General features: G+C 43.9%; 13 protein-coding genes and 5 tRNA genes. All 18 read right to left on the bottom strand.

Annotation, left to right across the window (positions count from 1 at the left end; all coding sequences use genetic code 11):
- A partial coding sequence (locus P9L93_07570; GenBank protein ID MDP8230940.1) for a GTP-binding protein occupies nt 1-127 on the bottom strand: 127 nt, incomplete at its 3' end.
- A 31-nt stretch (nt 128-158) separates the two neighbouring features.
- Nucleotides 159-231, bottom strand: a tRNA-Thr gene (locus P9L93_07575).
- Nucleotides 232-342: 111 nt separating this feature from the next.
- A complete protein-coding gene (mgtE, locus tag P9L93_07580; GenBank protein ID MDP8230941.1) occupies nt 343-1,752 on the bottom strand; it encodes a magnesium transporter in 1,410 nt (469 codons plus the stop codon).
- Between the two features lie 104 nt (nt 1,753-1,856).
- A tRNA-Thr gene (locus P9L93_07585) sits at nt 1,857-1,931 on the bottom strand.
- A 130-nt stretch (nt 1,932-2,061) separates the two neighbouring features.
- On the bottom strand, nt 2,062-3,714 hold the full coding sequence (locus P9L93_07590; GenBank protein MDP8230942.1) for a hypothetical protein: 1,653 nt from the start codon (nt 3,712-3,714) through the stop codon (nt 2,062-2,064).
- 173 nt (nt 3,715-3,887) lie between these two features.
- Nucleotides 3,888-3,961 (bottom strand) — tRNA-Gly (locus P9L93_07595).
- A gap of 113 nt (nt 3,962-4,074) precedes the next feature.
- A tRNA-Tyr gene (locus P9L93_07600) sits at nt 4,075-4,160 on the bottom strand.
- Nucleotides 4,161-4,222: 62 nt separating this feature from the next.
- Entirely contained in the window at nt 4,223-5,122 is a 900-nt protein-coding gene (locus P9L93_07605; GenBank protein ID MDP8230943.1) for an NAD(P)H-hydrate dehydratase, read from the bottom strand.
- Nucleotides 5,123-5,185: 63 nt separating this feature from the next.
- Nucleotides 5,186-5,566: a holo-ACP synthase gene (gene acpS, locus P9L93_07610; protein MDP8230944.1), complete on the bottom strand. Its 381-nt coding sequence runs from the start codon at nt 5,564-5,566 to the stop codon at nt 5,186-5,188.
- Nucleotides 5,563-6,273: a pyridoxine 5'-phosphate synthase gene (locus P9L93_07615; protein ID MDP8230945.1), complete on the bottom strand. Its 711-nt coding sequence runs from the start codon at nt 6,271-6,273 to the stop codon at nt 5,563-5,565. The genes acpS and P9L93_07615 overlap by 4 nt, the downstream gene beginning before the upstream one ends.
- A gap of 1 nt (nt 6,274) precedes the next feature.
- Nucleotides 6,275-6,454 (bottom strand): hypothetical protein, encoded by a 180-nt coding sequence (locus tag P9L93_07620; GenBank protein ID MDP8230946.1) that lies wholly within the window; start codon nt 6,452-6,454, stop codon nt 6,275-6,277.
- On the bottom strand, nt 6,451-7,239 hold the full coding sequence (cdaA, locus tag P9L93_07625) for a diadenylate cyclase CdaA (GenBank protein MDP8230947.1): 789 nt from the start codon (nt 7,237-7,239) through the stop codon (nt 6,451-6,453). Before cdaA ends, P9L93_07620 begins: the two co-directional genes overlap by 4 nt.
- Nucleotides 7,232-8,068, bottom strand: coding sequence for a dihydropteroate synthase (gene folP, locus P9L93_07630; protein ID MDP8230948.1), 837 nt, complete (start codon nt 8,066-8,068; stop codon nt 7,232-7,234). The genes cdaA and folP overlap by 8 nt, the downstream gene beginning before the upstream one ends.
- Nucleotides 8,052-9,920, bottom strand: coding sequence for an ATP-dependent zinc metalloprotease FtsH (gene ftsH / locus P9L93_07635; protein ID MDP8230949.1), 1,869 nt, complete (start codon nt 9,918-9,920; stop codon nt 8,052-8,054). The genes folP and ftsH overlap by 17 nt, the downstream gene beginning before the upstream one ends.
- A gap of 34 nt (nt 9,921-9,954) precedes the next feature.
- Complete coding sequence (tilS, locus tag P9L93_07640) at nt 9,955-10,950, bottom strand: tRNA lysidine(34) synthetase TilS (protein ID MDP8230950.1); 996 nt, start codon at nt 10,948-10,950, stop codon at nt 9,955-9,957.
- 113 nt (nt 10,951-11,063) lie between these two features.
- Nucleotides 11,064-11,140: transfer RNA gene (locus tag P9L93_07645), tRNA-Met, on the bottom strand.
- Nucleotides 11,141-11,222: 82 nt separating this feature from the next.
- On the bottom strand, nt 11,223-12,008 hold the full coding sequence (gene larE / locus P9L93_07650; protein MDP8230951.1) for an ATP-dependent sacrificial sulfur transferase LarE: 786 nt from the start codon (nt 12,006-12,008) through the stop codon (nt 11,223-11,225).
- A complete protein-coding gene (mnmA, locus tag P9L93_07655; protein ID MDP8230952.1) occupies nt 12,001-13,050 on the bottom strand; it encodes a tRNA 2-thiouridine(34) synthase MnmA in 1,050 nt (349 codons plus the stop codon). The genes larE and mnmA overlap by 8 nt, the downstream gene beginning before the upstream one ends.
- Between the last annotated feature and the right edge of the window lie 70 nt (nt 13,051-13,120).

Consider the following 13,120-nt stretch of genomic DNA (forward strand, 5'->3'; position numbering starts at 1 on the left):
CTGCAAGGCCCTTTGCTGCCAGGCACATTGTTATAGACGAGGTAAGTGTAGTCTTACCGTGATCAACGTGACCTATAGTACCGATATTTACGTGTGGTTTAGTGCGTTGGAATTTTTCCTTTGCCATGTTACCCTCCGAATTTGCTCCGCCTAAACGGAGCTGCTGATGGGAATTGAACCCATGACCTCTTCCTTACCAAGGAAGTGCTCTGCCGACTGAGCTACAGCAGCAGAACTTACATTTGTATATATAATAATTATTTATGATAACAGATTATATATAGAAATAGAAACGTAATTATATCATATTAAAGTTTCCTGTCAAGAGAAAAATAAAATAATTTAAGGAAGTCCCGTCTGTAATGCGGGGAGCAATGCATGGGCTATCTTGAAGTAAATAATCAGGCCTATGACATCGACAATACTGGTGGTAATCGGACCTGCCAGGACAGCTGGATCAAGCCCGAATCTTTTGGATACGAGCGGGAGAAATATTCCAGTACAGATAGCTAAAAGAACTATTGAAGTCATTGTCACGCCGACCACTACTGCCAATAACGGAGACTGCTGCAGTAAAATCGCCCGGCCAAACGCGACTGTGCCGACTATGGCGCCCATGAATAACGCCGCGATCAACTCGACCTTGACCACTTTCCATGTATTCTTAAGTGTGACATCGCCCGTGCCTAATCCGCGGATAATGGTGATGGATGTCTGGTTCCCAGCGTTGCCGCCTGTATCCAGAAGCATTGGTATGAAGAATGTAAGCGCAACAACTCTACTCAGTGAATGTTCAAATGTCTTAAGGACTGTGCCTGTTAAAAAGTCAAAGACCAAAAGAAACATGAGCCAGCCTGCCCTGCGTTTGACAAGCCCTAAGCTATTCACATGGGCATAGCGTATCTCTTCGCCCTGCTCGGGTGTCATCTTTCCTATTTCATAGATCTCTTTGGTCGTTTCTTTGTGCATCAGATCCACAACGTCATCGACCGTGATTATGCCGACAAGTCGATTTTCTGGATCCACTACAGGCATGTTTAGCAGATCATATTTTTCAAAATTTTTCGCGACCTCTGTATTCGGTGTATCTGTATTGACCTTTATCCAATCAACAGGCGTCATCACATCCTTTATAAGCATATCAGGTGCTGCTATGATAAGTATCTGAAGTGTCACGTCGCCCAAAAGCCTGTGATTATCATCCGTAATATATACTGAATTTATATCCTTGATCTGGCCTGGCCTGTAATTTTCCTGTAGCGACAGAAGCGCCTTCCTTGCAGTCATTGACGGCCGCAGCTCAATAAGTTCTGTTGTCATCAGGCCGCCCGCAGTATCCTCAGGATATTTAAGGAGTCGGTTAAGATCATCCACCTCTTCCTTTTTCATGAGGTTCTTTAATTTTTTTTCAACAGCAGGCCGCAGATCCTTAAAAAGATCTGCTCGTTCATCTGATGCCATCTCATTGAGGATCTGCGAAATCTCTTCGTTCTTGAGATTATTCAAAAGGAATGACTGGTCTTCGAATGGCAGGTTTTCAAAAACCTCGATCGCCATCTTTGGACCAAGGAGTTTAAAGACAAGGACCTTCTCATTTCCCTCAAGAAGCTTGATACCTTCTGCAAGATCCATTGAAGGAATAGTCTTTATTATTTCCTTTAACTGCGCAAAATTCCTGTTCTGAATCCGATCCTTTATCTCAGGAAGAAAAAGCGCAAACACATCGACTTTTTTGGTGATATTATTCTTCATAGCTTATCTGTAACTCTGCCCTTTGACGCGTTCGCTTCGCTCACTTGCTCGGGGTATGGTGAGCAAGCCCTTGACATCAAAGATGTCAAGGGCGCGTCGAACCATGGAGCTGGTGAGAGGAATTGAACCTCCAACCTATGGTTTACAAAACCATTGCTCTGCCTTTGAGCTACACCAGCGAATTTTTCGAAGAAAAATTTATCCTGAGCAAGTCAAATAATGCAAAGTATTATTTGGCGCGTCGAAGGACATCTCTTCATTCTATAAAAGATATACCAAATCCCTTTTAAAGTCAATATCAATTTAATACTAAAGATCTGTTTTGGACCTATCCTGCTGTACCTTGTCGCCAATTCCTTTTCCATCCCACCAGAAAACATTGACCCGCTCGGCAAATTTGCGCTTTAGCGCTTCAAGAGGCCTTGCTCCAAACCTAATGCCCACCAGTTCCCCACCTGTTATGCCATAGGCCTCCTGCCTGCATGATATTTCTTTTTTTAAAATATCGGGCACCTGCGCTAATTTAGATTTGACCCTGCCTGATGAAATAAAATTATAAAGATTTGCACTGCCAACCCATGGGCCAGCGAATAAAACAACAGGTATGCTAACATTATGCTTTGCTGTAAAAAACTTAAGTGCCTCTTCAAAAATATAATATGTGGCTACGTGATCAGGGTGTTTATCTTTGAGCGAAGGAATTGCTATAACTAATTTGCCACTGTTATCTCTGCAGGCATTCTCTATAGCAGCCTTGGTCTTTTCTATTTCATCATTTAAGACATCTTTTCCTATAAGCCTCTCCCCTCCACCACCTATGTAATCATAGAAAGGAAAACGATTAAATATAGTATTTTCTTTCTTAATCCCTATTATAGCATCACTCTTGATTGTCTCCCTTTCCCTGATTTTAATAGAAAGGATTCTCTTAACCAAAATATCATCATCCTCTGACAAAGCAGCCCCTTTCTCAAGATTAATTAATATAGCATCCAAGCCTTCTTTCCATTCTTTCGGCAAATAAAGTTCTTCTACGCTAGCGTCTTTTAAGTCTCCTATCTGCTCTTTGGTAAAATCGCCTGCTTCTTTAAAGTTCTTGTCATCAATCCCATCTATATAAGCCCTGTGACCTGTTGTCATATTAAAATTTATGACATTCCCTTTAAACTTTTGCGCCAAAATAAACAAGGCTAGGGCCAGATCATCCATGTGGGGAATGCCTGCCAATAAACACGTGCCTTTGGAGAAAAGTAATTCTTTTTGTTTATTGTATGCTTTCCACTCGCCATTCTCCATCATACGCACAGTAAATACTTCTCCGTATTGTTTTTTCTCAACGCCGTTAGCCATATTAGAAACTTTTGTTGCCCTGGCAAAGTCAATGCGCTTATTTTGACTTCCATGCGCATGAATGGATTTTTCTTTGCGTGGCCATTCATTTTCAGTATAAAAAATAAGCATCTCATCTCCTTCTATGCTCTTTTTGGTCTCATACTCCATTCCGAGTATTTGTTGTCCTTGTTCTACGGTCCACTTCTCGATAATCTCTCGGATTTCAGTGTCTATTTTGTCAGGAATCATTATAATTGTAGGTTTAAATTTAGACAATATTTTGCTAACGGTGCTCTCTTCTAATGTTTGCATCGCTACATTATTTTTGCACCTTAGTTTTGAAATAAGATCTCCCTGATATACCAAAGCATCGTTTTTCTTTTTTTCAAAAATTAAAATCTGCTCATTTTCAGGACACACAACACTCCTCGTGCCAGGAATAGCCTCTTCTTCTTTCATAACCAGGCGGGTAGCAGAATCAGGATTATCAGCAAGATCACGCATAGATAGCTTAATAGAAGCCTCTGTTTTAGACTCCTCGCCAAACTTAAGCGGCGCGCGAAGCGCATAAGAAGGGCTTGAAAATATTAGCGTAAATATAAATGCTATATAATATGCTTTTTTAATCATAATCGGAATCCAGACATAAAATGGCCGTTTATTTCACGGCCTGCGTATCTATTCTGTTTAATTATAACAGATTATTGAGGCTTGGTCAACAACTTAAAGAGGCCCCTCGACGCGCTCGCTAGAGTTAAGCGTGCGGGCTCGCTTGCTCGGGACAAATTTTGCTTTGCAAAATTTGGAGCGGGTGAACGGGATCGAACCGTCATAGCTAGCTTGGAAGGCTAGTGCTCTGCCATTGAGCTACACCCGCCTACGTTCAAATATAGCGATACTTCGCAGCATACTTCGGCGGGCAAGCCCGCCATCACATATGATTTACCATCCGTAGCATGCTTCGAAGAATAGCCCCATTTGAGCGTAGGATGGTGGGCAGAGAAGGATTCGAACCTTCGTAGGCGCGAGCCATCAGATTTACAGTCTGACCCCTTTGGCCACTCGGGTATCTGCCCTTTTGTCCTGTTAAAACATCGCGTCAGGGACAAGGGACAAGGAACATGTGACAAGGGTGCGATTAAACAGCCTTCCTTGTCCCTTGTCTCTTGCCTGCCCCGTACGAAATCTTTGATTTTCGTATGGGGTCCCTTGTCCCCGACTCTATTGCCTCCGGAACTTTCTCCAGTATGTCGCCTGCTATTAGCCCAGCTTCACCTTTTTCTTTTGCTGCGAGGTCGCCGGCAAGGCCATGTACATGGACTGCCAGTCTTGCAGCATCAAAAGGTTCAAGGCCCTGCGCTAAAAATCCTCCGATAACACCTGTAAGCACATCGCCGCTTCCAGCAGTTGCCATGCCAGGGTTGCCGGTCTTGTTCACGTAAGCTTTATTCTTTTCTGCAACAATTGTTTCAGAGCCTTTTAAAACTACTACAGCATTATGTTGATTTGAGAATTTTTTTGCAATAGTTAATCTGTTTTTTTGTATATAGCGCGTACTTTTGCCAATGAGCCTCGACATCTCGCCTGGATGCGGCGTAACTATGTAAGCTTTTTTTATTTTCTTCAAAATAGATACATCGCTGCAAATTGCATTCAATGCATCAGCGTCGAGAACCAAGGGTTTCTTGATGCTTGCGACGATCTCCCTTATCAATCGCTGTGTATCTTTATTTTGAGAAAGACCAGGGCCTAAAATTACTATGTCTGCATCGTTAGCTTGATGCAATATCTCTTTTTTTGCCTTTAAGGACAGTGTGCCGTACCTTGTCTCGGGCAACGCGCATGTCATGACCTCTGTCAGCTTCCTGGCCATTACAAGGCTCAGGGACGCTGGTATGCCAAGCGTTGCAAGTCCTGCGCCTGAGCGCAAAACCGCGTTCGCGCACAATGCTGCCGCGCCTGTAAGCCCTCGCGAGCCAGCAAGGATAAACACATGGCCATAGTCACCTTTATGGCTATCCTTTTTTCTCTTCTTCATATCCACAGTTCTCCCTCTGTAGGCCAGGTTCAAACCTGGCCTACAGAGGGAGAACTTTAGTCATTAATCATTCCGCCAGAGTATTGCATTGCTCACAGCATAATTGGCTGTGTGAGACATACTTACTATGATATTGTCGAGGCTATTCTTTTCTGCAAACTCCTTTGCCTCTCCGTGCAGGACTATTTCAGGTTTTCCTTTTTTATTGTTGAGGATTTCGATGTTCTTTAACTGTATACCTATCCTTGTATCACCAAATGCCTTTAAAACAGATTCCTTGCACGCGAATCTTGCAGCGAGATTCTCAGAGGGGAATTTCTTGGTATTTACATAATCCATCTCTCTCTGAGTAAACACCCTGTTCAGAAACTTCTCGCCCCATGCATCGAGCGCCTTTTTCACCCGCTCTACTTCGATTATGTCAACTCCTGTCCCAACTATCATATAAGCGCCTTCATGTCGCGCACTGCATTGTAAAGTCCGGTAAACATTGCCCGGGAAATCATTGAATGGCCTATGTTCAGTTCATTCATGCCCTTTATTCTGGCAATCCTTGCTGTATTGGTATAATCAAGGCCATGGCCTGCATTCACCACCATGCCTAAAGAAAGCGCGAAACTTGTTGCCTCTTTTATTTTTTTAAATTCTCTGTCTATGGCCTTTTTTGTTTTGACTAAGCTATATAAACCCGTGTGTATCTCTATAATAGTTGCGCCGATTTCTTTTGCCGCGCCGATTTCTCGCTCATCAGGGTCGATAAAAAGGCTTACGGCAATGCCTTTTTTCGAAAGCGACTCTATTACGCGACCTATCTTTTTTTTATTTTTTGTAACCGACAGGCCGCCCTCAGTTGTAAGCTCCTGCCTTTTTTCTGGGACTAGTGTTGCCTGATCTGGCCGAATCCTCTTTGCGATCTCCACTATCCCTGGATTTATCGACATCTCGAGATTAAATCTTGTACGTATCGTTTTTCTCAGCGCCCTGACATCCGCATCATTTATATGTCGTCGATCTTCTCTAAGATGCGCTACGATACTGTCACACCCGGCCTTTTCGCATAAAAGGGCTGCCTGCACAGGGTCAGGTTCTGTGCCGCCTCTTGTCTGCCTCACTGTAGCGACATGATCCACGTTCACACCGAGCTCAGGCATCTTACTTCCTCTTCTCTGGAATTGATTGGTCTCCGGTGTGTCCTGTATATGAAGATTTATAAAAATCTCCTGAGGCGCGCTTGATCTTACTTAATTCACTATTCACATAAAACCATGTTATAACAGCCAGTATTAAGGCGGCTAATTTTATCCAAAGATTATTAACGATCCAGTTCTTCATGTCTTGCCCCGATTAAAGTTAAAAAATGAGACCTTCTTTTTTCTGTCAGGCCTAAAAAGATTATTTAACACCCTCTCTAACGCGTCCTTGTCAAGATTATGCGTGAGCCTGGCGCCTGTTGCGACTGAGACTTCGCCTGTCTCTTCAGAAATTATAATCACCACAGCGTCGGTCTCTTCGCTCAGGCCCAGTCCTGCCCTGTGCCTTGTCCCAAGCGTCCTCGACACCCGCGGATTTTGCGTAAGTGGAAATAGACACCCTGCGCCCACGACCCTGTTCCCGGAAATCACTACCCCGCCGTCATGAAGCGGCGTATTCGGCATAAATACTGTTATCAAAAGCTCTGTAGAGACCCTGCCATCTATCTCTATGCCACTCTCAATATAATTACTGAGATTCGAATCTCTTTCTATCGCTATAAGCGCGCCTATTTTTCTGCCTGAAAGCGAAAGCGTTGCCTTCATGATCTCTTTTATAACCTCTGACTCCCTGAAAAAAATACCAGACCATTTATGCTGGCCAAGACTGGCTAGTCCGCGCCTCAGCTCAGGCTGAAATATGATTAAAACAGTAATAACAGATATCGCGAACATCTTTGTGAATATCCAGTTTATTGTGTCAAGGCCGAGTTTCTGTGTCACAATAAAAAAGAGCATTATAAAAATTATGCCTTTTAAAACCTGGACACCTCGCGTACCTCGCGCAAAAATGAGGATCACGTAAAAGGCAAACCACAAGATCCCTATCTCAACAAGCATCTTTATTGAACTTAAGTAATCATACATTTACTACCTCTTTTGAGCGCACGATCGAGTCTACGACCATGGCAACCTGTTTCATTTCTCTGACATCATGTACTCGTACAATGTCCGCTCCATTTTTTATAGCTATGGCTGCGGCTGCTGCGGTCCCGAAGATCCTCTGCCTCGGCTCAACACCAAGTATATTGCCTATAAAAGATTTTCTCGACGGACCTACAAGGATCGGTCTACCCAGCGACTTAAAACGCGAAAGGCTTTGCAGAATCTCTAAATTATGCTCGAATGTTTTTCCAAAACCTATACCCGGATCTATTATTATGTTCTCCTTCTTAACGCCTTTATCTTCCGCGTTCCTGATAAGGTCTGCCAGCTTTTCTGTGATCTCAGTCATCAGGTCACTATAGACTGGTTCCTCCTGCATGGTTTGCGGCTCGCCTTTTATGTGCATAATAATGACCTTTGCGTTGTATTGAGCTGCAAGATCTGCCATGCTAGTATCTAATTCGAGTCCTGTTATATCATTGATCATTGAAGCGCCTTTATCCAGTGCCTGATGAGCTACCTCAGACTTTCTTGTATCAATTGAAATCGGGACCCTGACAACCCTGGATAATTTCTCGACGACAGGTATGACCCTTTTTATCTCTTCTTCAATGCTGACTGCTGCGGCGCCTGGCCGCGTTGATTCTCCACCCACATCGATGATATCCGCGCCTTCGCCTATCATCTTTTCTGCCTGCTCGACTGCGCGGCCAACATCTCCATGTATCCCGTCGCCGCTAAATGAATCTGGCGTAAGATTCAATATTCCCATTATATGCGTGCGTGAACCCAACTCAAGCTGGAAGGACAAGATTTTTTACCTCCTCTAAATCCATTACCTCTTTTTCCAATAATTTCTCAGCTAAAAGTTTTAACTTATCTTTATTGCTCGAAAGTTCTTTCTTTGCCCTTGTGTAAGATTCATCAATGATCCTGCGCACCTCTCCATCTATCTCCACCGCGGTCTGTTCGCTGTAATTCTTTTCTTCGGTTATGTCGCGGCCCAGGAATACCTGATGTTCGCGCCTGCCAAAGGTAAGACTGCCTAGCTTCTCGCTCATGCCCCAGCGCATGACCATGTCTCTCGCGATAGCAGTGGTCTTTTCGAGATCGTCCTGCGCGCCAGTTGAAAGCTCTTTAAACACGATTTCCTCGCTGGCCCTGCCTCCAAGTATCCCGACGATCTTCCCAAGAAGCTCTTTTTTAGTAACGATGTGCCTGTCTTCTATGGGGAGTCTCATGGTATAGCCAAGCGCAAGACCCCGCGGTATAATCGAAACCTTATGCAGCGGATCTGCGCCAGGTATAAGAAGCGCCAGAAGCGCGTGGCCTGCCTCATGATACGCGACGATCTTTTTTTCCTCTACATTTATCACACGCGTCTTTTTTTCAGGGCCTGCGATCACCCTTTCTATGGACTCCTGCATATCTTTTATTTCGACACTATTTTTATTTTTCCGCGCAGCTAAAAGCGCTGCCTCATTTACCAGATTTGCCAGGTCTGCGCCTGAAAAACCAGGCGTCTGCCGCGCAATGTCCTTCAGATCAACGGTCTTATCTATCTTTATACTCCTAATATGGACCTTTAGGATCTCTTCTCTGCCAATAATATCAGGACGTGTAATAACAACCATCCTATCAAACCTGCCTGGCCGCAAAAGCGCGGGATCAAGCACATCAGGCCGGTTAGTCGCTGCGATCAATATAACGCCTTCCTGTGTATTAAAGCCGTCCATCTCCACCAGGAGCGCATTCAACGTCTGCTCTCGCTCGTCGTGCCCGCCGCCAATACCCGCGAACCTCTGCCTGCCAACCGCGTCTATCTCATCCATAAAAATGATGGCGCCTTTACCGCCTGTCTTTGCAGCGCGCTTTGCCTGCTCAAAGAGATCCCGAACCCTTGAAGCGCCAACACCGACAAACATCTCTACAAAATCAGAACCGCTGATGCTGAAAAACGGCACGCCTGCCTCGCCGCTAACTGCCTTTGCCAGGAGCGTCTTGCCTGTGCCAGGCGGGCCCATCACCAACACGCCCTTGGGAATTTTTCCGCCAAGCTTCTGAAATTTTTTCGGGTCTTTTAAAAATTCAATGATCTCTTTTAGTTCTTCCTTTGCCTCATCCACACCAGCGACATCCTTGAAGGTGATCTTTGTCTGTCCGCCAGCTATCTGCCTGGCGCGGCTCTTTCCGAATGAAAGGATCTTTCCTCCACCATGCGAAGCGCTTCTATACACAAAGAACCACAAAAATCCTATAAACAAGATCATCGGGCCAAGAGAATAAAAAAGATTTGCCAGTAATGTCCTTGAAGGCCTCACATCAAAATCCTCAACATTCTTTTTCAATAGCCGCAAGAGATCCTGGTCGCTGTCAGGGATATGCACAGCAAAACTCGTGCCACTTGAAAAAACGCCCTTGATCCTAGAGTCAGTCTTAACAGCAGATGCTATGGCGCCTGTATCCATGTTGGTCTCGAGAAGTCTGTAGAATTCGCCGTAGCTTAATTCCTGTGGCACGCCCTGCGCAGAAAAAGAGCCTAGCCTAAGGATGTACGTAAGAAGCAGAAAAAGTCCTACCCACAGAAATATATTCTTGCTCATCTTGTTCTTATCATTGTCAGCCTTCTTAACAGGCTTTTTTACAGGGTTCGTCTTTTGCATAGATAGTATATTTTAGCACCTATGTGTTAAAAAATCAACCCCTCAAACACAAAGATATGCTTTTTTTGTGCTTTACCACATCCACGCCTGAAGGTAGATCGACCTTTGAATTCACTGGCCTTACATAAATCAACTGCTCCAGTTCCTTCCAATGTTGATAGGTAAGTCTCCTCAAGTTCCCTTTGATCTGAAGTAGCGCGGCTCTCAATATCCTCTTTCTTACTGCCTCCGGCTGAGACTTGAATCTCTTAAGATCTATTAGAATGTGGCCGTTGTTAATTTTCGAAGAGCTTTTTAATTTTCTATTCGCGAACTTTTCTAAAAATTCATTTTCAACGCGCAGGTTCTCAGCCATATTAGCCAGGACCTCTTTTATGTTCGCATTAAAATTCTTTTCTAAGTAAGGCATCAATTCACGCCTGATCTTGTTCCTGGTAAAAATGAGTTTTTCATTGGAAGAGTCTTGCCTGAATTGCAAGTCCTCATCTTTTATAAAAGCTTCTATCTCTTGGCGCGAGATCTCGATAAGAGGCCTGATTATTTTAATACCTCGCATCTCTTTTACTGGGTTCATGCCTCCCAGGCCTAACATGCCAGCTCCGCGAATCATCCTCATAAGAACTGTCTCTGCCTGGTCATCTTTATTGTGGGCGACTGCTATTTTTGTTATATCCTTGGCCTTAGCGATCTCTTTGAAAAAATCATACCTCTCTTGCCGGCCAGCCTCTTCAGGAGAAATACCTTTTTCCTTGGCGACCTGCGGGACGTTTATTTCTTTATAAGTTATTTCCAGCTTTAATTTTTTTGCAAGGCCTTCACAAAACTTCCTATCACCCACAGACTCCTCACCCCTAAACATATGATCTAAATGCGCAATATGTATATATAGCGAGAATTCTTTTTTTAATGCCGAAAACGCATGGAGCAGGGCAACAGAATCAGCCCCGCCAGAAAGCCCCACTAAAATCCTGTCGCCTTTCTGCAGCATCTGATACTTTTTAATTGTAGCCCTGATTTTCTCAATAAACATGGTGGTCTCCTACGCTCATGCGTTGCTAATCTCTGTAGCATGCTTCGGAGACTAAAGGTGGTGGCTTGCCATCCAAAGCATGCTTCGAAGATTCGCCCAATTTGAGCGTAGGATGGTAGCGGCGAGTGGATTCGAACCACTGACGCGCCGGGTATGAGCCGACTGCTCTGACCAGCTGAGCTACGCCGCCAATTTTTGCGAAGCAAAAATTGATCCCGAGCAAGTCAAATAATGCGAAGCATTATTTGACGCGTCGAGGGACCTCCTTTGCTTCACAATACCTCATTCAAACTTCCTGTCCTATATCCCTCAAGATCCAGGGCAACATACTTAAAGCCTAGCCCCTTCAAATGCCTTACTATTTTATCACAAAATCTCTGATTAAAAAATTTTTTTACATCTTTTTTCTCAACCTCGAGCCTTGCTGTGTCATTGTGATACCTGACCCTTACCAGATCTACGCCCAGATCCCTGATAAAATTCTCAGCCTTTTCTATTCTTTGCAGTGTTACTTTACTGATCCGCTTACCATAAGGTATCCTTGATGCAAGGCACGGCATTGGAGGCAGATCCCATGTTTTTAGTCCCTGCCTTTTAGAAAATCTGCGTATCTCCTGTTTTGTTATTCCTGCCTCCTGCAAAGGGCTCCGCACCCCCAGCTCTTCTTTTGCCTTAGTTCCCGGGCGATAATCGCTTTTATCGTCGATATTTGACGCGTCAATAACGATACCTTTTGCCATGCGTTTCAGTTTTATAAATAATTCCTTTTTGCAGTAATAACATCTATCCTTTGGGTTCTTGATAAATCTTTTGTCTCTCATCTCATTTGTATAAATTATCTTGTGCCTGATCCCTAATGACTTCGCAAATTTTTTCGCCTGAGCCAATTCTCTCTTCGTATATGTATCTGAAACAGCAGTAACGGCCAGCACATCTTCTTTTGGCAATAGATCTCTCGTCATCTTCAGCAAAAAACTAGAATCCACGCCGCCAGAAAACGCCACCACCACGCTACCCATCTTCCCTAAAACATTTTCTAGCCTCTTAAGCTTATCCAAACACTTTGTCGATCCAGCCGCCGCCAAGCACATACTCACCGTCGTAAAATACTGCTGCCTGGCCCGGTGTAATCGCCTCCTGCTCCTGATTAAACTCCACTTCTAGATCCCCGTCCTTCGTCTCTTTCAAAGATGCCCTTGCTTTTTTATGAGAATATCTTATCTTGACCTCTGCCTCTTCGACCTTAGGCGAAAGCCAATTAACGCCCTTGACCATAAATCTCTTTTTCTTTATCTCGGAGAAATCGCCCACCACTATCTCATTCTCTTCCGGCTTTATCTTTATAACATAAAGAGGGTTTTTGTGAGCTATGCCCAGACCTCTGCGTTGCCCTATTGTGAAATTCCAAAATCCATTGTGAGAGCCCAGTATCTTGTTATTAGAATCGATTATGTCACCCTTCTCAGGCTCTTTTTTTATAAATTTAGCGTAATCATTGTCCAGCACAAAACATATCTCCTGGCTATCTGCCTTTTCGTGAACTTTTAATCCTAGCTCTTTCGCCTTATTCCTCACGCTAAACTTGTCAAAGCCCCCTAAAGGCAGCAAGATCTTATCAATGCTGGGAAGAGAAAATAAAACGTAAGACTGATCCTTGGCTTTATCCGCAGATTCTTTTAATCTTAGCGCTCCATTGCTTTCAATTCTTGCATAGTGGCCCGTGGAAATAAAATCGCATTCCAATTCTCCAGACTTTTTAAGCAGACTTCCAAATTTTATCTTTTCATTGCACACGATACATGGATTAGGGGTCCGGCCCTTGAGGTATTCACTGATGAAATAATCAATGACCTCTTTTTTAAACACCTTTTCAAAATTTAATACATAATGCCTTATACCTAAAACATCACAGACCCTTTTTGCATCTTCTATGTCCTTAAGCGAGCAGCACGACTTATCCCTGTGTTTTCCGCAATACTCCTCTGGCCATATCTTCATGGTCGCGCCTATGACCTCGTAACCCTGCTCCTTTAATATAGCAGCAGCTACAGAACTATCCACACCCCCACTCATTGCAACCAGTACTCGCCTCTTATGCATGCATCTCCTTACCAAATGACCAATGACCAATGACCAATGTCAAATAAATTTCCAATGCCCAATGACCAAT

The organism is Candidatus Gorgyraea atricola (assembly GCA_030765235.1).
Classification (GTDB): domain Bacteria; phylum Omnitrophota; class Gorgyraeia; order Gorgyraeales; family Gorgyraeaceae; genus Gorgyraea; species Gorgyraea atricola.

What these genes read in the sequence shown, in the direction of transcription:
- mgtE (MDP8230941.1), bottom strand. Translation starts at nt 1,752, where the DNA reads ATGAAGAATAATATCACCAAAAAAGTCGATGTGTTTGCGCTTTTTCTT.
- P9L93_07590 (MDP8230942.1), bottom strand. Translation starts at nt 3,714, where the DNA reads ATGATTAAAAAAGCATATTATATAGCATTTATATTTACGCTAATATTT.
- P9L93_07605 (MDP8230943.1), bottom strand. Translation starts at nt 5,122, where the DNA reads ATGAAGAAGAGAAAAAAGGATAGCCATAAAGGTGACTATGGCCATGTG.
- acpS (MDP8230944.1), bottom strand. Translation starts at nt 5,566, where the DNA reads ATGATAGTTGGGACAGGAGTTGACATAATCGAAGTAGAGCGGGTGAAA.
- P9L93_07615 (MDP8230945.1), bottom strand. Translation starts at nt 6,273, where the DNA reads ATGCCTGAGCTCGGTGTGAACGTGGATCATGTCGCTACAGTGAGGCAG.
- P9L93_07620 (MDP8230946.1), bottom strand. Translation starts at nt 6,454, where the DNA reads ATGAAGAACTGGATCGTTAATAATCTTTGGATAAAATTAGCCGCCTTA.
- cdaA (MDP8230947.1), bottom strand. Translation starts at nt 7,239, where the DNA reads ATGTATGATTACTTAAGTTCAATAAAGATGCTTGTTGAGATAGGGATC.
- ftsH (MDP8230949.1), bottom strand. Translation starts at nt 9,920, where the DNA reads ATGCAAAAGACGAACCCTGTAAAAAAGCCTGTTAAGAAGGCTGACAAT.
- tilS (MDP8230950.1), bottom strand. Translation starts at nt 10,950, where the DNA reads ATGTTTATTGAGAAAATCAGGGCTACAATTAAAAAGTATCAGATGCTG.
- mnmA (MDP8230952.1), bottom strand. Translation starts at nt 13,050, where the DNA reads ATGCATAAGAGGCGAGTACTGGTTGCAATGAGTGGGGGTGTGGATAGT.